The organism is Pseudoalteromonas sp. S2721 (assembly GCF_005887425.1).
Classification (GTDB): Bacteria; Pseudomonadota; Gammaproteobacteria; order Enterobacterales; family Alteromonadaceae; genus Pseudoalteromonas; species Pseudoalteromonas simplex.
In genome coordinates this window covers 26,446-46,233 of record NZ_PNCZ01000041.1, presented here as the reverse complement: position 1 = coordinate 46,233, position 19,788 = coordinate 26,446, and the positions used below count along the sequence as shown (strand labels likewise).

Below are 19,788 nucleotides of genomic sequence, written 5' to 3'. Positions count from 1 at the left end.
CTCCCTTTGTTAATCCATATACTTACTTAAATATTTTTTAAATACCGGGTCGGTTTTCGCCAGCTCTTTTTGCTCCGCTAAAATATCTTTTAGAATTGCTTTAGAGGTTAACGGGTTGGCTAATACAACACGAAAAACCACGGTGGGCTGATGGTCATATTTTGCAGGAGTTAAACGTGTACGCGATACAAAAGAGCGACCCGCTTCACGCTGACGCTTTTGCATGCTTGCAGTAAAGCGATTCAACGAAGCGTAAATATCTAATTTCGTTTCTTTGTCTGCATCTTTCAGTTTCGCTTGGATTTCTTTTGGTACGTAACGATAGGTTAATAGGCAAAGTTCAGGCTCAGAGATTAATTCAAAATCTTCATCCTGCTTGATCATATCGGCAAAAGTGCGCGCTTTCACGATACTGCGATCAATTAGCATCTCGTAGCCTTTACGGCCAATAACACGTAAGCAAGCATGCACTAACATTGCCATACCTGGGCGGCTGCCCTCAAGGGTATGACTGCCTAAATCTTTTGAGCCTTTACGAAGAATATATTCCGCATGATGCTCAATAGCATCCGTCGCTGCAGGGTCTTTAAATAACACTAACCCCGCTCCCATTGGTACATACATTTGTTTGTGTGCATCAATAGTTATTGAATCAGCGCGCTCAATACCGCTCAATAGGTGGCGGTAATTTGAAGAAAGTAAGGTTGCACCACCCCATGCAGCGTCGACATGAAAATGACAGCCAAGTTCTTCGCTCAAATCAGCCATTTCATTGAGTGGATCTATGCTGCCCGTTTCAGTCGTACCAGCAACACCCACAAGTGCCATTACCTTAATGCCAGCCGCTTCAAGCTCATGAGCCTTTTTACGCATCGCATCGACATCGACTTTATTATTTTCGCCGGTTGCAATTGCGACAATGTTATCGCGACCAATACCCAGTAGATCAACTGTTTTGCCTAATGAGTAATGGCCTCGCTCAGAAACAAGCACAGCTAAGCCTTTGTAACCATAGTGCAGCATTCCCGCGATTAAACCCTGTGCAGCAATGCCTTTATAGTCACCATTGGCTTTTAATAAACGGTTGCGGGCAATCCATAAGGCGGTAATGTTAGCGACAGTGCCACCTGAACAGAATGCGCCTAATGACGTTTTCGCACTGTGCATCCATTTGCTATAAAAGCTGTCGTCTTCACCATAAGCAAGGTGATGCATCATGCCCAAAACTTGTCTTTCTAGAGGCGTAAATGCCTTTGAAGTTTCAATTTTTACTAGGTTTTGGTTTAGACCGACCATTAATTTAGAAAGCGGTAACACAAAATGCGGTAACGCTGAGGTCATGTGACCAATAAAGCTTGGTGCAGCAGTGTGCACTGAATGAGCAACCAACTGCTCCATAATATCTTGAGCATAGTCAGAAACAAAGGTTGGCTCTTCTGGGATAGTGGCCGTTTGAAAGTCTTTTTCAATTTCGTGCAAAGGCTTTTCAATTGCAGCTATATTCTCATTTAAGAACCCAGCTAAGTTGCTAGAAATTTCAGATTCGATTTTACTTAATGTCGAGTCTGGTGCTTCTGGCACCGTAAAAATACGAATCAAGCTTTCTTTGGAGGCGACGGCACAACGCTTTTGATCCATCCTAATACCCATAATTAGCAGCTAAAAATGCACCTGATGATGGGACATCTTGGTGAACACTTTTGCGGCACTGTTGCTACGAAATTGGCTAACTTTACTGGAATATCACGAAAATGTCTCGCATAAAGCTAAAAAGGCATAATTTCGATGACAAAAAAATGATTTATTGATGAAATTTGCGGTCAAATTATACTATCAGAGAAGTATTTTTTAAGTATAATCAAACGATAACCGCAAAGGGAACGTTTATGCCCAAAGGAATGCAAAAAACTAGCTGGCTGCTATATGGTTTCGCCGTTTTTTTTATTAGTTTATTTGGCTATATCTATTATACCTATGAAACCACACGTAGTGAGATCATGGCAAATATCGATAGCAAATTGCTAAATGCCGCGGTCAGTGTCAAGCATATCCTAGGTGATGACTACCATAATACAGTCAATGCTGGTCTACCTATTTCCAGTTCTACCTACAAAGAAAAGAGTCTTGCCCTTTCAGAGTACGCAAAGCAAATGCAACTTGCTTATGTGTATGCAATGGTCCTTCGCGATGACAAAGTCTACTTTAGCGCCTCAAGTTACACTCAAAAAGATCAAAACACTGGTCGTGTCACACAGTTTTTAGATGCCTACCCCGAAGCGACAGAACTTAACAAAGAAGCCTTTTATTCGACCGAACCCGTTTTTGAGATATCGCAGGATCAATGGGGGTATTTTAAAAGTATCTTTGTTACTTTTGTCGATGATAATGGCCAAACTTATATAACTGGCGCAGACATTACTATAAGTGACTTAAACCAGCAGCTTCAGCAAAGCGTTACAAGGGCGATGGTTACCAGTAGCTTTTTCTTCTTTATTGCATTACTTATAGCAGGATTATATTTCTTACAGCTTAAACGCTCCCTCTCAACAGATGCCCGCACTGGCTTCGCTAATCATGTTGCCCTTGAATATCACATAAAGAAAACGACCAAACACCGTATGGAATTGGCGATTATCATCATCAACGAGCTTGAAGACATCAGCAGTTTTTATGGCAGTGAAGTGAGTGATAAAGTGATGGCTAACATACTTAGGTATTTTCAATCACGTATACCTCGTGATGGCGGTATTTACCGCTTAACAACCAATAAAATCGCATTATTACGTACTCATACTGATGAGCATAATATCGACGAAGTAATAAACGCTTTTAACAATGCGATCCCAGCACTGAAAGAACCGTTTATTTATGTCAGCTTATCCGCAGGTGTCGCTACAGGTAATAAATTATTACTGATAGAAAACGCCCACATAGCACTTCAGCAGGCCAAACTAAACAACCAGCGTTTAATACGCTATGAAAATGTTTTTAAACAAGTTGAAGAACAATTTAAAAGTAACGTTTTCCTTGCTAAAGAAGTCAAAGAAGCCTTCGATAACAATCGCATAGTGCCTTATTTTCAAGCAATTTATAACAACCAAAGTAAGGCCGTAGATCATTATCAATGCCTTGCCAGAATGGTAAGTTCAACTGGTCGTATTCACGCACCTGATTACTTTATGATGGTACTAAAGCGCTCACGCATGGATGGCCCCTTGAGACGTACTATATTTACTCGTTGTATTGAGCAATTTAGGAAAACCAATGTACGCTGGAGTATCAACATTACCGCACAGGATATCCTTGACCCAAGCTTGAGCGAGTTTTTTGAATTACAGCTAAGGCGTTATCCGCAACCCCATAATATTATCTTTCAATTCCATGAACGCGATGCGATTGCTTACTTTGGTGAAATAAAAACCTTTATTAGCACTTTAAAGAATAAAGGTGCTCAGGTTTTTATTAATGAATTTGGCGCAGGCTTTTCAAACTTGCCTCACATTAGGAAGCTTGAGATCGATGGCTTGAAATTAGATAAAGGGTTGGTAAGCCAAATTCATACTAATAAAGATAACTATCTGTTTATTGAAAACTTGGTGAAATACGCTCAGCAACTAAAATTAGATGTAATCGCTGAGCAAGTTGATAACGAACAAATAGCAGACGCACTAGCTCGCGCGGGTGTGACTTTAATGCAAGGGAGTCACTTTGCACCACCGACTCCCTATATTCATTAAAGGTTGATCACCAGACGGTGACTTTGTTGACCACTGGCCCAATATTTACGTTCGAATGGCGTAATTGCAGTATCGCTTTCATATAGCTCAACATCGCACTTATGCCCTGCAAGCTCTAATGAGCGGGCAAATTCCTTAACGTATATATCCCAGTTACTTCTAAGCTCTAAGCGACCGCCTAATTTAACGATATACGGAAAAATTGCAGCGCCGTGCCAGCGTCTTTGCAAGTGCTTTGCTTTTGGCCAAGGATTTGGATACAACAGGTAATGATGACTAGGTTGCCAGTTTGCAGCCACTGCTAAACGCCAAAAGTCGTTCAGATCTGCTTGTACTAAAATGTACTGCCCTGCATCCGTTTGCTTGTACTCGATATCATGCTTGTCTAAACGATGTGATGATTTATCAATGCCAATCACCAGTGCATCGGGGTGACGTTTTGCTAAGTTAGCGGTACTTTCACCCACACCACAACACGAATCAAGAATGAGCGGCCCGTTAAACGCCTGCACCTTCTCGTTAACCTGATCAAAAGCCGCTTGCGTATGTTCTGCAATCGGCTTTTTAAATTCAGCACTTAAGTGCTTTAAAACAATTTCGTCTAGCTTTTCATGTAAGCCAGGTTGATTCGATACAATACTTCTCGAATTTGCATCCGTCATTAGTGTCTAAGCCCCACACCACGTTTAATAAGGGTTAATGCTAACGTAAATAAAACTACAATAAATAAACCAAGTACACCAAATGCTACCGATAAATCGACATCAGACACACCTAAGAAACCATATCTGAATGCATTTACCATATAAATAATTGGGTTTACTTGCGATACGCCTTGCCAAAATTCTGGCAACAAGGTGATAGAGTAAAACACCCCACCGAGATAAGTCAGCGGCGTTAAAATAAAGGTCGGGATAATACTAATATCATCAAAGCTATTAGCATAAATTGCATTGATTAGTCCGCCTAACGCAAACACAGCCGACGTTAAAATAACCGTAGCCATAATCACAAAAATATTATGAATTTGAATATCAACAAATAGCAAAGAGACACAGGTAACAATTAAACCAACCAGCATGCCTCGTGTCATGCCACCGCCCATGTAGCCTAGTACAATGATGTAATTGGGCACTGGTGCAACTAATAGCTCTTCAATGCTTTTTTGAAATTTAGTCGAATAGAAACTCGAAGCAACATTCGAGTAAGAGTTGGTGATCACCGACATCATAATCAGACCCGGGACAATAAACTCCATATAAGTAAAGCCACCCATATCACCGATACGAGAACCAATCAGATTACCAAAAATCACAAAATACAGGCTCATCGTGATTGCAGGTGGAACTAAGGTTTGCACCCAAATACGTAAAAAGCGAATACACTCTTTGATCCAAATACTTTTTAGCGCTACTCCATATCTAAACATTATTCGCCTCGCCCTTGTTCTAATAAGCCTACAAACAGCTCTTCTAATCGGTTTGCTTTATTTCGCATACTCAGCACAGTATTACCTTGTTCAGTCAGCGCACTAAATACTTGGTTTAAGCCCTGAGACTTCGCCACTTCAACTTCTAAAGTGTGATCATCGGTCAGTGTGTATTTGTAACCGTCGATGCTAATTGGCTGCACAGGTTGCTTTAAATCCAGTACAAAGGTTTCTTTATCAAGCTTGGCAAGTAGCGCTTTAATGGTAGTGTTTTCAACAATCACACCACTGTCGATAATCGCGATGTTTTTACATAACAGCTCAGCTTCTTCTAGATAATGGGTAGTCAAGATGATGGTCACACCTTGCTTATTAATCTCGCGAAGAAAATCCCACATAGAGCGGCGTAGCTCAATATCAACACCGGCTGTTGGTTCATCTAAAATAAGCAATTTAGGTTCATGCATCAGTGCACGAGCAATCATTAAACGGCGTTTCATACCACCTGAAAGGGTGCGCGCTTGTTTATCTTTTTTCTCAAATAAACCTAACTGCTTTAAGTATTTTTCGGCACGCTCATGCGCCAGCTTTCTTGGTACACCGTAATAGCCTGCTTGGTTAACCAAAATTTGATTTAGTGTTTCAAACTGACTGAAATTAAACTCTTGCGGTACTAAGCCAAGTTCAGACTTAGCGGCTTCAAGGTCTGTATCAATGTCGTGACCAAACACCTGGACCCGACCAGCACTTTTGTTCACTAACGATGAGATAACACCAATGGTGGTTGATTTACCTGCACCGTTTGGTCCAAGTAAAGCAAAGAAATCGCCTTGCTGAACTTGTAAATCAATGCCTTTTACGGCTTCAACACCATTTTTATAAACCTTTTTTAGGCCTTCAATATTTAATGCGATCGTTTTTTCGCTCACTGTTTGCCCTCTCCATAACCCCAACGTTTCGTCAAAGTATGTTCAATGTTTAAATGATCTAAAATTCGCGCCACCATAAAATCAACCAGATCTGAAATCTGCTCTGGTTGATGATAAAACCCCGGAGCTGCAGGCATAATGGTTACGCCGAGCCGTGCTAGCTTCAGCATGTTCTCAAGGTGAATTTCGCTAAATGGCGTTTCACGCGGGACTAAAATTAATTGCCCACGTTCTTTAATCACCACGTCAGCAGCGCGTTCAAGTAAGTTATCTGACGCACCGACCGCAATTGCAGACACTGAACCTGCACTACACGGGCAAACCACCATTTTTTTCGGCGCAGCTGAGCCAGATGCAACAGGACTAAACCAGTTGTCTTTACCAAATACTTTGAGTTGCTCAGGGGCAGCGTTAAAAAGTGTACTAAGCTGCTCTGTCGCTTTGTCTTCGTTGCCTGAAAGTTTAATATTCGATTCAGTATCAAGCACCACTCTTGCCGCACTTGAGATCAGTACATACACCTGAAACTGCTGTTCAAGTAATACCTCTAGTAACCGTAAGCCATAGGGAGCACCTGAAGCACCGCTAAAAGCTAACGTTATTTTATCTTTAAATTGCATACAGTTAAGCTCCGTATACGGGTTAGTTTTGTTCAAGAGCAGTAATTAAACGCTGATGAATACCTTCAAAACCACCATTACTCATAATTAAAATATGTTGTGACGGCGCACTGTTGCTAACAACCTGAGTAATGATTTCCTCAGTGCTTTTCATGCAATGCATACCGGCTTTGTCTGCGTATTCTTTAAGCGACCAGCTTAAATTTTCTGGCTCAAATAAATACACATCATCTGCTGCATCGAGTGAATCAATTAGGGTTTGTTGATGCACGCCCATTTTCATAGTGTTTGAACGAGGCTCTAAAATAGCAATTATCTTATCAGTGCCTACTTTTGCACGTAGCCCTGCTAAGGTTGTTTTAATTGCCGTTGGATGATGGGCAAAGTCGTCATACACTTTTATCGAGTTAATGTCGGCTTTAAGCTCCATACGGCGCTTAGGAGAGATAAACTCAGCTAAGCCTGCAATACTGACAGATACCGCGATTCCGACGTGTCTGGCTGCTGCAATGGCCATAATGGCATTTTTGACATTGTGCTCACCCATGGCTTGCCAGCTGACAACTCCTTGCACTTGTGAATTTAATAACACTTCAAACTCGCTACCATCAGCTTTAAGTAAACGGTAATCCCAATCACCCGAGAGTGTTTCGCTCTCGCTCCAAAGGCCACGTTCAATCACATCTTGTAGTGCTTCGTCTTGGCTTGGCCAGATCACTTTGCCACTACAGGGTAATGTACGCATCAAGTGATGAAATTGTTTCTTTATCGCGTTTAAATCTTCAAAAATATCAGCATGATCAAATTCAAGATTATTTAGAATTAAGGTACGCGGTAAGTAATGAACAAATTTACTGCGTTTATCGAAAAACGCCGTGTCGTATTCGTCGGCTTCAATAACAAAAAATGGCGTTTCGCCAACACGGGCAGACACACCAAAGTTTTGTACGATACCGCCAATCAAAAAGCCCGGTTTCATTCCTGCGTATTCTAGTAACCATGCCAGCATACTGGCTGTAGTCGTTTTACCATGGGTACCTGCAACAGCTAAAACCCACGAGTTTTGCAATAAATTATGCTTTAACCATTCTGGGCCAGATGTATAAGGTAAGCCTTTATCAAGTACGTACTCAACGCAAGGATTGCCCCGACTCATAGCATTACCAATTACCACCATATCTGGCGCAGGTTCTAGTTGGGCAACGTCATATCCTTGAGTGAGCTTTATACCTAGCTCTTCTAATTGTGTGCTCATCGGCGGGTACACATTTTGATCAGAGCCTGTCACTGTGTGACCTAACGATTTAGCGATTGCGGCAATACCACCCATAAAGGTGCCACAAATTCCAAGAATATGAATATGCATCTACTGTCCTGAGCAAAATGAATAAGAGATAAGTAAGGCGCTATAATGCCAAATATAAGCTTTACTTACCATTACTACACGGCATTAGACTTTTGCCAAATAGCCAACATAAAAAAACACCTCAACGTGAGGTGTTTTTAAATTAAGTTTAAAGCCTGTTTACAGCATTAAGAATACAAACAAACCAACACCTAATAGTAAGCGATAGATAACAAATGGCATCATGCCCATGCGCTCAATCACTTTTAAGAAAAAGAAAATACACGCATACGCAGATATAAAAGATAAGCCAGCGCCTAGTAAAATTGCATGCCAATCAATCGCCTCACCTGCAGTAGCCAACTGATACACATAATATGAACCTGCTGCAGCAATAACTGGAATTGACATTAAAAATGAAAAACGCGCAGCACTTTGTTTGTTTAGGCCCAGCATTAAACCCACTGTAATAGTAATACCTGAACGGGATGTACCAGGGAATACCATAGCAAGCACTTGTGAAAAGCCCAGCAATAGCGCACTAAAAAAGTTTACTTGGTAAATATTTTTAACTTGCTTTGCTTTAGCATCGGCATACCAAAGTAGCAAACCAAATACGATGGTTGAGGTGGCAATAACCCATGCATTACGCGAGTAGCTCTCTACAAAATCTTTGAATAAGTAACCAATTAATAATGCAGGAATAGTCGCAACAATAATCCACCAGCCTAAACGACTATCATCGGTTGCACCTTGTGCACCAAACGACTTAAACCAAGCACCAAGAATATCGACCACTTCTTTTCTAAAGTACAATACAACTGCACCTAAGGTTCCAACGTGAACAGCCACATCAAATGCTAAGCCTTGATCGTGCCAACCTAAAACTTGTGAGGGTAAAATTAAATGCGCTGAGCTCGAAATAGGTAAAAACTCAGTCAATCCTTGGATCAGGGCTAAAACAATTATCTCAATAATACTCATGGGTTAGAAAACTCCACCTTCCATAGTTTTTGTTGGGGGTTGTTATAATTATTCCATAACTCAGCCAAAGTTAGCTTAGCTACGGGGTGATAAAAATCAGGCGCTATTTCAGCAAGAGGCTGTAATACAAACGCATTTTTGGTTATTTCATCCCGCGGTAATTGCGCAGGTGTTTCACAGATAATGTCATCATAAAACAATAAATCGAGATCTAATGTCCGCGGGCTAAACTTTTTATCTTCACGGGTGCGGCCATTATCAAGTTCAATTTGTTTCAGTAGTTTACATAGTTTAGCTAATGGCATATCTGTTTTTGCTGCAACAACTGAATTATAAAAATTACTACCTGCAAACCCCACCGCTTCACTTTCGTATACTGATGAATGAATAAAATCAGGAAAGTAAGCTTTCAGCGCGATAAGCGCCTGTCGAAGATAATGCTCTTTATTGACATTAGAACCTAGGCTTATAAAAATTTGCGCCATCTCTAATTTGCCTTACATCGGGTGATCTCAACTCCAACAGTTTGCGCTTGTGGCACTGCGGCTGGTTTACTCACGCGAATAGTGACTTGGCTGGTCGCAAATTCAGCTAAAATAATGGCAGCTAATTGCTCAACTAAAGTTTCTAGTAACTCAACAGGTTTTGCCGTTGTGTGCTCAATCACTCGCTCACTCACTTTGGCATAATCAAGAGCCAAATTTATATCATCTGTCGCCGCTGCGGCAGAAATATCACATAACATTTCGATATCAAAATACAGGCTTTGTTTACTTTCTTTTTCAAAATCATACACGCCAATGATGGTGTCTACGTGCAGTTGTGATATATATACCTTGTCCATTGATACTCCAAGCGACATAAATATTAAAAACAATACTCAGCCTTAACGCTTATTAATTTTAATAATGCGCTATATAAGCTGTCATACTGTTTTAATATGTAAAAATTACCCCTACAATAACGAATAGATGCATTGCATAGGGTGCTTACATCCGACTCGACGAGAGTGGCAAATGGTTTTGCCGCCAATGATAGCCCAAAAGTGCAGATTAAAAAATAAGGAAGCGCGTGTTAGAAGTTTTAATGTTAGTTTTGGCTTACATACTAGGTTCGGTCTCTTCCGCTATCCTTGTATCTCGGCTGTTTAAACTACCAGACCCACGCAGTCATGGATCGAATAACCCGGGTGCTACAAATGTTTATCGCCTTGGTGGTAAAGTCCCCGCTGTTTTAGTTCTTGTCTTTGATATTTTAAAAGGAACCATCCCTGTTTGGGGTGCTTACTTTTTAAAGATAGAGCCACTAATGTTAGGTTTAATTGGTGTAGCTGCTTGTTTGGGTCATATGTATCCACTGTTTTTTAGCTTTAAAGGTGGTAAAGCCGTCGCGACCGCTTTTGGCACGTTATTACCCATTGGTTTATCGCTAGGGGGGATGTTGATTGCAACTTGGCTTTTAATTGTTGCTATCACGCGTTACTCATCTCTCGCGGCACTGGTTACGGTTTCATTAGCGCCTATTTATACTTGGTGGATAAAACCTTTGTATACTCTGCCAGTTACCTTTTTAACCGTACTGATAATTTTCCGCCACAGAGCAAACATTACTCGCTTGATGGCTGGGGAAGAACCTAAAGTAGGGGCTAAGAAAAAAGCCCCAGAGCAGGAATAGTGATGTAAATTAAAGCGCTTCGAGTGAATCAATAGGCCAACGCGGCTTAGTTTTCATATCAAGGCTAGCAAACTGCCCTGCTTTTAAGCGCTGCATACCAGCGTAAGCAATCATTGCACCGTTATCTGTACAAAACTCTGTGCGCGGGTAATACACACGCCCTTTCATGCCTTGCATTACTCGTTCAAGTTGCGCACGCAATTGCACGTTTGCACTCACACCACCGGCGATCACTAAACGTTTGATACCGGTTTGCTTTAATGCACGTTTGCATTTAATGATTAAGGTATCAATTACCGCTGTTTGGAATGCATGAGCTATATCAGCTTTGGTTTGCTCATCATCATCGCTATCACGAATAGCAAGCGATGCCGCCGTTTTTAAACCACTAAAACTAAAATCTAAGCCGGGTTTATCAGTCATCGGACGTGGAAATACAAAACGCTTAGGCGTACCCTGCTCCGCAAGTTTTGCTAAACGCGGGCCACCAGGGTAATCAAGACCTAATAACTTCGCGGTTTTATCGAATGCTTCACCAGCCGCGTCATCAACTGACTCTCCCAGCACTTCGTATTCACCAATGCCAGATACTTTTACCATCATAGTATGGCCGCCAGACACCAGTAGTGCGATAAACGGAAATTCCGGTTTGTCCTCTTCAAGCATTGGCGCAAGTAGGTGACCTTCCATATGATGTACAGCAACCGCTGGAATATTCCAACCATAAGCCAGTGAGCGACCAATTGAGGTTCCCACCAGAAGCGCACCAACAAGTCCAGGGCCTGCGGTGTATGCAATGCCATCTAAGTCTTCAGGACCACAACCCGCTTGTGCAAAGGCAGCATCAATCAAAGGTAAGGTTTTACGTACGTGATCGCGTGAAGCAAGCTCAGGAACCACACCGCCATAATCAGCATGTACTTTTACTTGGCTATACAGTTGATGTGCTAATAAGCCTTGTTCATCATCATAAATGGCAATACCCGTTTCATCACATGATGATTCAATACCTAAAATTCGCATCAATTACTCCGCCAAGAAAAACAAATGCGTATTTTACAGTGAAAATACGCATTACTGAATATTAAATTGCAATACCAATATTGGTTTGACCGTCAGATACCGCAAGTTGCTTAAGCTCTTTTACGTTCTCTGAGGTAATTCGGCCCATTTGCTCTACAAAATCAATAAGCTCTGCAAGCACATCAATTTCATACTGCATTAAAGGGTGTTCACGAACAGCTTTGTTATCAGCAATTTCACCATCCACTGTTAGTTGATATTCAATGAAACGAGCCACCGAGGCCTGTGAAATTTTACTAATATTTAAAAACTCTTGTTCATCTTTGGCTATCAAACCGTGCAGCATGCCAAGCAAAGCTGTCGCTGTATCGATTGCGGGATAGGTGCCAAACATGTCAAAGTCAGTAAGCTCTGGCACGTTTGGTTCTATTTTTTCAATTTGCTTTTCAAGGCTGATTTTACTTTTTGGCAGTAAGATTTTTTCCCAGCAAACACTCAATGCGCTACGAAAAACCGCGGCATCACCGAACCCTGTTGCTTCACTAAATAAGCTGTAATTAGGCAGCATACGCTCAAGTAATGCACCACCTAATACCGCTTTTTGCAAATAGTTTAATTCTCTAATACGTTGAAAATTATTCGCTTTCGTCATTCTTTACAGTCCCACAAGACCAACATATTTCAAATGTTGCTCCGTTAAGCTCATGACATTTTGGGCATACCCAGTCAGGAGCCGATTGTTTTAATTGCCGGTAGTTTAGCAATATTTCTTGCGCCTGGCGCTCTTTTAATGCGTAAACAAGTATATCGACCCCTGTTTGTTCAAATGGGATCTCCCCAAGCGCCCCTTGTAAAAGCTCACCTTGCAGTTGCGATTCGATCCCTTTACTTTTTAAAAGCCCTTTAATAATGTTTGCCTCTAAGCCATTTTCAGCCTGAAACACTTTTACCCAAGTGAATGGGTCCTGCTTCGCAGGTTGATTTAAATTACTGTTTTGCAAATCACTTCCCTTTTACTTTTCTATCTTTAAATCCTAAACTACGCTAGCAACTAACTTCGCTGCAATGCTTATTTCAAGGTAGCCACATGACTTTAACAACACCGGGATTGTTATTCCCAGCAATTTCTTTACTGTTACTTGCTTACACCAACCGTTTTTTGGTGCTTGCTCAGCTTATTCGAGAGCTCAATGCACGTGAAGGAGAAAGTATCCGCCCATTAGTTGTTGCACAGATTACCAATTTAAGAAAACGCATTAAATTAATTCGCGTAATGCAAGTTTATGGTGTTGCCTCTTTTTTAATGTGTACCTTATCAATGTTTGCATTATTTATAGAATTTAATACTACTGGAATCATTTTATTTGGCATCAGCCTCGCCTGCTTAGCCTTGTCGCTTCTCACCTCTTTGTATGAGATCCACATTTCTTGCGATGCAATCGAGATTGAATTGAAAAATATCGAAAAAAAACCTCTTTCAGATAAGGCAGAGTAAAATTCACCCTCTATACTTATTGTATGAGATACAACAATAAGTGGTGCTTTTGTGGATGATTTTTTATTTTCTGAAGAATCCTTAGAAGAAAATAATGTAGGTACGGAAGAGGCTGAATACTGGCATATTCTTGTTGTTGATGATGAAGAAGATATTCATCAAGTTACGAAACTAGTATTAGCTGGGTTCACTTTTGAAAATAAAGCGCTTCGCTTTTATCATGCCTATTCTGCTGCTGAAGCGAGAGAGCTTTTAGGTAAAGGTACTCCATTTTCAGTGGCACTTGTTGATGTGGTAATGGAAACAAACCACGCAGGCCTCGATCTCATTCAATACATCCGCGATGAAATAGAAAACCATGATATACGTTTAATACTGCGTACAGGTCAGCCTGGGGAAGCCCCTGAAGAAGCCATCATTCGTGATTACGATATCAATGATTACAAAAATAAAACTGAGCTCACCGCGATAAAAATGAAAACTTTGCTCTATTCAGCGCTACGATCACATCGTGATATTCAGATTATTGATCATCATAAACATGGCCTCGAACAAATTATCAATGCCTCAGCCAATTTCCTAAAATGTGATAGTGTGCAAGAGTTTGCCTCCACAATTTTAAACCATGTTACTAACGTAATGGGGATAAGTGACAGAGAAATATATTGTGCCGCTGCGGTTAACCTGCAATCATCGCCAGCTAATGACTTTCAATTACTTGCCGCTTCAGGTGTTGAGCCAACTCCATGTAAAAATAAAATTCCTGAGGATGTAAAAAACTTATTTATTGATGCACATGAAAGAAAATCGTCTTTAAAAAACAGCACAGATTACATTGGCTACTTTCCAACAAAAGCAGGCCTTGAAACTATGTTGTATGTCAATAAAGGTTCAAAACTGCAAAATACAGACTATCAACTGCTAGAATTTTACGCCAATAATATCGCACTTGCTTATGACAACTTAAAGCTTAGAGAAATGGTCAAAGAGTCACAAAAAGAGTTGTCGTATATTCTTGGCGAAGCAGTCGAAAAGCGCTCAAAGGAAACTGGCTCACATGTTAAACGTGTCGCTTTGTACAGTGAGTTACTCGCAAAATTATATGGCTTGGATTCGTTCCGCTGTGAAATCATTAAACTGGCTTCACCATTACATGATATTGGTAAAATTAGTATTCCAGACAAGATTCTAAATAAGCCTGGTAAACTCACTGATGAAGAATGGGAAATAATGAAAACTCATGCCGAAACTGGCTATGAAATACTAAAAAACTCAACAAACGAAATATTAAACTGTGGGGCCTTAATTTCCTACCAACACCATGAAAAATGGGATGGAACTGGTTATCCGCAAGGACTAATTGGTGATAATATCGATATTGTTGGTCGAATTACTGCAATTGCAGATGTATTTGACGCACTTTGCAGTGACCGATGCTACAAAAAAGCATGGCCACTCGATGATGCTCTCTCATTGATAAAAGAGCAACGTGGGAAACATTTTGATCCAATTTTAGTCGATCAGCTACTTGAAAATTTAGCGCTTTTCTTAGAAATTAAGGAACGTTATCCTGATTGATGTAACTTTTCTGTAAAACAAGTACTTCCCAATACGGGTACAATACTTTACTATGCCTCTCGTGATGTAAAATTGTACCGCCTGGATGTAGGGCTTACTTATAACAAGGGACTATTAAAGTGAGATTTGAACAACTTGAACAATTCGTAGCATTAGGCGTGCTAAGGCATTTCCGCCAAGCTGCAGAGAAAACTCAAATAAGCACTTCTGCATTAACTAGAAGTATTCAAACACTTGAAGATGAAATTGGTTATGAGCTAGTTACTCGCTCTACTCGCTCAGTAAAGTTAACCAAAGAAGGTGAGCTTTTCCTAGAGTATGCAAAACAAACTCTCGACAATCTTGAAGAAACCAAGAAGCATTTATTTGAATCATTAAACGGCTGCGCAAGTGAAAAACTGATTATTGGCTACACCAACAAAGCGAGCACGGTTGTGCCTGTTTCTTGCGGTCAGTTTTTAGCGCAGTACCCTCATGTGAAAATCGAGATGCAGCTGCAAGAGCAAAGTGAACTAGTACGTAAACTGCAATTAGGTGAAATTGATATCAGTGTATGTTCGCAAGCGATGAACAGCATTGGCAGCGATATACATTTACCTGATCAACTAATCATTTTCGTGGCTAAAAATCACCCGCTTGCAAATAAAAGTGACATTAGTAAACGCGACTTAGCTGACTACCCTATGTACAGCTGTTTTTCACAGTCAAAACAAGTGCAATCTATGCTAAACGATGCAATTGATTCTTTTGATAAGACATCAAGCATCAAAGTAGGCAGTATTGAACAAGTTATGGATGGTCTGAAAAAATCAAACCATATCGCGATTGCCAGCATTGAGCATGCTAATAGTGTGTCATCTGATCCGGAGTTACTATTATTAAAAACTAATAAAGGTATCGCACACGACCAGCTAATAATCCAAACAAACCAACAAATCAATGAGAATTCTCACGTTAGCCACTTACTCGATCTCATTGAAAAAACGGCCCTTTCAAGCCAAGGTTAGAAGCTATTTAATCTACTGCTAGCCTGTAATTAATCAGGCTAGCCAATCTTTTTTATTTCTTCATTTTTACTGCATAAAAAGCGTGCATCACACAATTTTTCATATACACTTACGCACCTTTTTTTGATTGTTCACATGAATGACCGCACCGCTTATTACCGACACATACTTAGATGCTATTGAACGTACTGGTTATGCTGTTGTTGAAAACGCGATTAATGAAAGCTTAATTGCTGATTTAATTGCCGATTGCTATCGCATTAATCCGCATTTTCATACCGCAGGTATTGGCCGATTAAACGACCAACAAATAGATAAAACTGTGCGTAAAGATAAAACCTTTTGGTTTGATAGCTCAAGCCAAGCACAAATTACTTATCTGGCGACCATGGAAGCAATAAAGACACAGTTAAACCGTGGCTTTTATTTAGGCTTATTTGACTATGAATGCCATTATGCAAAGTATCAACAAGGTGACTTTTATAAAAAGCACTATGATGCCTTCAAAGGCCGTTCTAATCGCATTTTTACAACGGTTTGTTACTTAAATACGCCAGAATCTGGCGGTGAATTGGTGATCTACAAACCAAAGAGTAAAGAGATTGAAATAGTCATTAAACCTCAAGCGGGCTTATTGGTGATGTTTGAAAGCGAACGCTTTATGCATGAAGTATTACCCGCAAACGATGTACGCTACTCTATTGCGGGTTGGTTCAGAAAAAATGCCTCAATCAGCGGTATTATCGACCCACCAAGATAATTAAAATGGCAGTGGCAAGGATGCTGCTAAACCGATAAAAATCACTAACCCCACATAGTGATTATTCAAAAATGCTTTGAAACAAGGATCTCGCTCTCGTTTATGAATAAGCGTTTGTTGATAAAGTAAAAAACCAACCGCTGCAGCTAAGCCCAGCCAATAAGGCAAGCCAAGGTGATTACTCATACCTATGTAAGCAAGAATCGTAATAAACAAGGCATTGAGTAAAAAGATGATGTGTCTGTCATAGCTGGCAAACAAGATTGCCGTTGATTTAACGCCAATCTTTAAGTCATCATCTCTATCAACCATGGCATACATGGTGTCATAAGCCACAGTCCAAACAAGATTCGCGATAAATAGGAGCCAGGCTTCTAATGGTACTGAGCCAATTGATGCCATATAGGCCATTGGAATAGCCCAACTGAATGCCGCGCCAAGTACAACTTGCGGCAGCTGGGTGTAACGCTTCATAAATGGATAACAAAACGCCAATGCTAAGGCACCAAACGACAATAATATCGTTGACCATCCAAGTGTTAACACTAAACCAAACGCCACCACAATGAGCAGTACAAATAAGCTCAGAGCTTCACCACTTGATACTAAACCTGCTGCTAGCGGTCGCTGAGCTGTGCGCTTAACTGAGCCATCGATTTTACGATCGGCAAAGTCATTAATTACACACCCAGCACTGCGCATCACAAAGACACCCAAACTAAATACCACAAAATTTAATAAGCTCGGCGTGCCAAGCTCAGCAAGCCACAACGCCCAATAAGTTGGCCATAATAGCAACAAGGTACCAATAGGCTTATCGGTACGCATTAACTGTTTATAGTAAGGTATATGTGCGACCTTAAGTGCAGCTAGCTTCATAGGTAAATATACGCTCCAGGTAAGAATACTTCAGCTACGAGAAAATGAGCATTAGATAAGCTAAATACACTGCGCCTTCCCCACAATGCTTGTGAAGAGTAGCCTATTTCAGCTGTTAAAGCTTGAATAGCGTGCTGCTGTGAAAACTCAGCAACTTCTATTTCAGTGCGAGATAAGTTTGGGTCTTGAAAAATAACATCGCCCAGCGGCCTTGTCCCCATACTTAGTAACTGCTGCTTTTTTAATGTATCATCTGCCGGCAACCAGCTTTGTGCATAAACCATTGGTTTACCATCGCATAGAAGTAACACTTCGCGATTTAATGCCTGACTTAGAGGGGTATTTAGTAACGCTTGTTGCTCGCAGGTTAGGTCAAAGGGTGCTTCGTTTAAAACTTTAACTGAAAAGACCTGACTGTGACTTTTAAGCTTAGCTGTTAATGACCCAGCTTCAAGCAGCCAACCTTGCTGTTGTTGCGTCAAATCTGGAAATGCTGAAGCAGGCTGCCAATTTGCAGCTAATGAAACTGGGAATGTGATCACAACGACTCATTATTTTTAAAAACCGTGCAAATGATATCACTGCTGCACGTTTGGCAAAAGTCATGATTTAATCTCAAGCTGGGTTAAAAAACGCAGAACAGCCTGTATCTTAAGTGAATTTGGGTATAGACTAAAAATCATTGAAAGGGTGGAATATTCTTAACTATGAAAAAATCATTGTTATCAATTTACTTGATAAGCATGCTACTTGTTTCTGCAACAAGTTGGTCTGTACGCGCTGAATCAAATGTTGGCTACTTTGGTTTTGAGCCTGACATCATCACTAACTACATAGGCCAAGGTAATAAAAAGCTTGGCTATGTTCGTATTACGGTGGATCTCATGCTCAATGATCTATCTGATATCGCAATCGTAGAACATCACACTCCACTATTGCGTGATGCGATTGTTGAAATACTCTCGAAAGAGCCAGAAGAAAACATTAAATCGCTGACCGGCCGCGAAGAAATCAGAAAACGCTGTACCGAAAAGCTAAAAGCACTACTAAAACAAGAAACAGGACAAGAGATTGTCCGAGAAGTGTTATTTACTAAGTATTTATACCATTAATTGTAAAATGGCGGCATAAGCCGCCATTTTTGTTTACGCGATTATTTGCGTGAAAGAAGCTTATCTGACACAGCATAAGCCATACCAGCCAATAACCCCGCTAAATGCGCCCAGTTCGCCATACTCACAGGCAACATATCTACAAAGCCTAGAATAAGCCAAACCAACATAAAACCAACGATGCTATTACTTACTAGTGGCGGCTCTGTTGGCCTCATTACGCTGTAGATCCAACAAAAACCAAGTAAGCCATACACAACGCCGCTTAAACCACCAAAGTTAGGCCCAACAACTAAAAACTGTGCCCAGTTACTAATGAATGCCGTCACTAAAAATAAACCCACTAAGGTTAATTTACCGCTGCGTTTTTCTATATCGTTACCCAGCGTCATCCACCAGATCAGATTAAAAATAAGATGAACAGCGCTAAAGTGCACAATGGCAGGTGTAAACCAAGTTAGAGGCTGTGCAGGGTTGAACTGCAACATACTATAAATAGTTTCAAAACCACCCAATAAGAAGGCCACAAATATAGCTATCGAGACTAGAGTAACTGTACGGTTTAGCCAGCTTAATGCCTTAAAACGGACTTTTAAATTAAGTGATTGGCCTTGATATGACAGAGGCGATTGTGTACTGCCCACCTGCCATGAAGCTTGTTGGTATTTTTCGTCATGAGGGTTAGCCGCAAACTCCTGCCAAAGTGGTTGAGCCTGATGAAAGTGCTCTGGAGCAACACAAATAATCACAGTTTGCCCATCTTGCGAGCGCAGCTCACCATGTAAGCCCTTACTTTTGATGTAATCTATAAAGCCTTGTGCGGCGCGAGGATTATTTATGCTACCCAACTCAATCATCGTTCAATATGCTCCGGAAGTTGCGTCTGCCAAGCTGTAAAGCCACCATCCATGCTGTATACGTCTTCAAACCCCTGCTCAACTAAATAGCTTGCAGCACCTTGAGAGCTCACACCATGATAACAAACGATGATGATTGGCTGATCAAACTCTTTATGCATCATAAAATCGCTGATGTTAGCATTTGATAAATGCTCAGCACCTGGGATATGACCCGTTTGAAATGAGTTAGGATCGCGAATATCAGCAATCACAACCTCTTCTTTCTCTAACAGCGCAAACGTTTCGCTCACTGAAATATGTTTATACGACATAGTACTCTCTAAACTAAAAAGGCGGCCAAAGCCGCCTTATAAAAT

Annotated in this window: 23 protein-coding genes; 7 read left to right on the top strand and 16 right to left on the bottom strand. The window is 40.7% G+C overall.

The features are described 5' to 3' along the window. Positions 1 to 9 precede the first annotated feature (9 nt). Positions 10 to 1,638: a pyridoxal-dependent aspartate 1-decarboxylase PanP gene (gene panP / locus CWC02_RS15645; protein ID WP_138619244.1), complete on the bottom strand. Its 1,629-nt coding sequence runs from the start codon at positions 1,636 to 1,638 to the stop codon at positions 10 to 12. A gap of 248 nt (positions 1,639 to 1,886) precedes the next feature. Here panP and CWC02_RS15640 point away from each other — a divergent pair, with 248 nt between their 5' ends. Further along, entirely contained in the window at positions 1,887 to 3,737 is a 1,851-nt protein-coding gene (locus tag CWC02_RS15640) for an EAL domain-containing protein (protein ID WP_138599663.1), read from the top strand. Here CWC02_RS15640 and trmB read toward each other — a convergent pair. The 8 genes from trmB to folB form a co-directional block, all read right to left on the bottom strand. Next, positions 3,734 to 4,399, bottom strand: a complete 666-nt coding sequence (gene trmB, locus CWC02_RS15635) for a tRNA (guanine(46)-N(7))-methyltransferase TrmB (RefSeq protein WP_138619242.1) — start codon at positions 4,397 to 4,399, stop codon at positions 3,734 to 3,736. The genes CWC02_RS15640 and trmB overlap by 4 nt on opposite strands. Continuing rightward, positions 4,399 to 5,166 (bottom strand): ABC transporter permease, encoded by a 768-nt coding sequence (locus CWC02_RS15630; protein ID WP_138619240.1) that lies wholly within the window; start codon positions 5,164 to 5,166, stop codon positions 4,399 to 4,401. The genes trmB and CWC02_RS15630 overlap by 1 nt, the downstream gene beginning before the upstream one ends. Further along, on the bottom strand, positions 5,166 to 6,095 hold the full coding sequence (locus CWC02_RS15625) for an ABC transporter ATP-binding protein (RefSeq protein ID WP_063703115.1): 930 nt from the start codon (positions 6,093 to 6,095) through the stop codon (positions 5,166 to 5,168). The genes CWC02_RS15630 and CWC02_RS15625 overlap by 1 nt, the downstream gene beginning before the upstream one ends. Next, on the bottom strand, positions 6,092 to 6,715 hold the full coding sequence (locus CWC02_RS15620; protein ID WP_105181295.1) for a flavin prenyltransferase UbiX: 624 nt from the start codon (positions 6,713 to 6,715) through the stop codon (positions 6,092 to 6,094). Before CWC02_RS15620 ends, CWC02_RS15625 begins: the two co-directional genes overlap by 4 nt. Before the next feature lie 22 nt (positions 6,716 to 6,737). Beyond that, positions 6,738 to 8,081: a UDP-N-acetylmuramate:L-alanyl-gamma-D-glutamyl-meso-diaminopimelate ligase gene (gene mpl, locus CWC02_RS15615; protein WP_138619238.1), complete on the bottom strand. Its 1,344-nt coding sequence runs from the start codon at positions 8,079 to 8,081 to the stop codon at positions 6,738 to 6,740. A gap of 159 nt (positions 8,082 to 8,240) precedes the next feature. Further along, positions 8,241 to 9,044: an undecaprenyl-diphosphate phosphatase gene (locus CWC02_RS15610; protein ID WP_138619236.1), complete on the bottom strand. Its 804-nt coding sequence runs from the start codon at positions 9,042 to 9,044 to the stop codon at positions 8,241 to 8,243. Then, on the bottom strand, positions 9,041 to 9,529 hold the full coding sequence (folK, locus tag CWC02_RS15605; protein ID WP_054551078.1) for a 2-amino-4-hydroxy-6-hydroxymethyldihydropteridine diphosphokinase: 489 nt from the start codon (positions 9,527 to 9,529) through the stop codon (positions 9,041 to 9,043). The genes CWC02_RS15610 and folK overlap by 4 nt, the downstream gene beginning before the upstream one ends. 2 nt (positions 9,530 to 9,531) lie before the next feature. Beyond that, on the bottom strand, positions 9,532 to 9,888 hold the full coding sequence (folB, locus tag CWC02_RS15600; RefSeq protein WP_138599658.1) for a dihydroneopterin aldolase: 357 nt from the start codon (positions 9,886 to 9,888) through the stop codon (positions 9,532 to 9,534). Positions 9,889 to 10,115: 227 nt separating this feature from the next. Here folB and plsY point away from each other — a divergent pair, with 227 nt between their 5' ends. Beyond that, positions 10,116 to 10,718: a glycerol-3-phosphate 1-O-acyltransferase PlsY gene (plsY, locus tag CWC02_RS15595; protein WP_138599657.1), complete on the top strand. Its 603-nt coding sequence runs from the start codon at positions 10,116 to 10,118 to the stop codon at positions 10,716 to 10,718. 9 nt (positions 10,719 to 10,727) lie between these two features. Here plsY and tsaD read toward each other — a convergent pair whose 3' ends face one another. The 3 genes from tsaD to CWC02_RS15580 all read right to left on the bottom strand — a co-directional run bounded on the left by tsaD (position 10,728) and on the right by CWC02_RS15580 (position 12,742). Continuing rightward, a complete protein-coding gene (gene tsaD / locus CWC02_RS15590; RefSeq protein ID WP_054551076.1) occupies positions 10,728 to 11,741 on the bottom strand; it encodes a tRNA (adenosine(37)-N6)-threonylcarbamoyltransferase complex transferase subunit TsaD in 1,014 nt (337 codons plus the stop codon). 61 nt (positions 11,742 to 11,802) lie between these two features. Continuing rightward, the gene (locus CWC02_RS15585; RefSeq protein ID WP_054551075.1) at positions 11,803 to 12,393 is read right to left on the bottom strand and encodes a YjaG family protein; all 591 of its coding nucleotides are present in this window, start codon (positions 12,391 to 12,393) and stop codon (positions 11,803 to 11,805) included. Next, positions 12,377 to 12,742 carry a putative signal transducing protein gene (locus CWC02_RS15580; protein ID WP_054551074.1) on the bottom strand — a complete coding sequence of 122 codons (366 nt, stop codon included), beginning with the start codon at positions 12,740 to 12,742 and terminating at the stop codon, positions 12,377 to 12,379. The genes CWC02_RS15585 and CWC02_RS15580 overlap by 17 nt, the downstream gene beginning before the upstream one ends. A gap of 86 nt (positions 12,743 to 12,828) precedes the next feature. Between CWC02_RS15580 and CWC02_RS15575 the strand changes: the two genes are divergently transcribed. The 4 genes from CWC02_RS15575 to CWC02_RS15560 all read left to right on the top strand — a co-directional run bounded on the left by CWC02_RS15575 (position 12,829) and on the right by CWC02_RS15560 (position 16,581). Then, positions 12,829 to 13,236 (top strand): DUF2721 domain-containing protein, encoded by a 408-nt coding sequence (locus CWC02_RS15575; protein WP_054551073.1) that lies wholly within the window; start codon positions 12,829 to 12,831, stop codon positions 13,234 to 13,236. A 51-nt stretch (positions 13,237 to 13,287) separates the two neighbouring features. Continuing rightward, the gene (locus tag CWC02_RS15570) at positions 13,288 to 14,814 is read left to right on the top strand and encodes a response regulator (RefSeq protein WP_054551072.1); all 1,527 of its coding nucleotides are present in this window, start codon (positions 13,288 to 13,290) and stop codon (positions 14,812 to 14,814) included. A gap of 119 nt (positions 14,815 to 14,933) precedes the next feature. Then, the gene (locus CWC02_RS15565) at positions 14,934 to 15,821 is read left to right on the top strand and encodes a LysR family transcriptional regulator (protein WP_054551071.1); all 888 of its coding nucleotides are present in this window, start codon (positions 14,934 to 14,936) and stop codon (positions 15,819 to 15,821) included. 139 nt (positions 15,822 to 15,960) lie between these two features. Continuing rightward, positions 15,961 to 16,581 (top strand): 2OG-Fe(II) oxygenase, encoded by a 621-nt coding sequence (locus CWC02_RS15560; protein WP_054551070.1) that lies wholly within the window; start codon positions 15,961 to 15,963, stop codon positions 16,579 to 16,581. On the opposite strand, the gene ubiA is transcribed toward CWC02_RS15560, so the two are convergent. Further along, complete coding sequence (gene ubiA, locus CWC02_RS15555) at positions 16,582 to 17,460, bottom strand: 4-hydroxybenzoate octaprenyltransferase (RefSeq protein ID WP_138619234.1); 879 nt, start codon at positions 17,458 to 17,460, stop codon at positions 16,582 to 16,584. Further along, positions 17,457 to 18,002, bottom strand: coding sequence for a chorismate--pyruvate lyase family protein (locus tag CWC02_RS15550; RefSeq protein ID WP_138619232.1), 546 nt, complete (start codon positions 18,000 to 18,002; stop codon positions 17,457 to 17,459). The genes ubiA and CWC02_RS15550 overlap by 4 nt, the downstream gene beginning before the upstream one ends. A gap of 201 nt (positions 18,003 to 18,203) precedes the next feature. Here CWC02_RS15550 and CWC02_RS15545 point away from each other — a divergent pair, with 201 nt between their 5' ends. Continuing rightward, on the top strand, positions 18,204 to 18,572 hold the full coding sequence (locus CWC02_RS15545; protein WP_440590131.1) for a flagellar basal body-associated protein FliL: 369 nt from the start codon (positions 18,204 to 18,206) through the stop codon (positions 18,570 to 18,572). A 41-nt stretch (positions 18,573 to 18,613) separates the two neighbouring features. On the opposite strand, the gene glpG is transcribed toward CWC02_RS15545, so the two are convergent. Together glpG and glpE are read right to left on the bottom strand one after the other, a co-directional pair. Then, on the bottom strand, positions 18,614 to 19,429 hold the full coding sequence (gene glpG / locus CWC02_RS15540; protein ID WP_138619228.1) for a rhomboid family intramembrane serine protease GlpG: 816 nt from the start codon (positions 19,427 to 19,429) through the stop codon (positions 18,614 to 18,616). After that, positions 19,426 to 19,743 carry a thiosulfate sulfurtransferase GlpE gene (gene glpE, locus CWC02_RS15535; protein ID WP_138619226.1) on the bottom strand — a complete coding sequence of 106 codons (318 nt, stop codon included), beginning with the start codon at positions 19,741 to 19,743 and terminating at the stop codon, positions 19,426 to 19,428. Before glpE ends, glpG begins: the two co-directional genes overlap by 4 nt. Between the last annotated feature and the right edge of the window lie 45 nt (positions 19,744 to 19,788).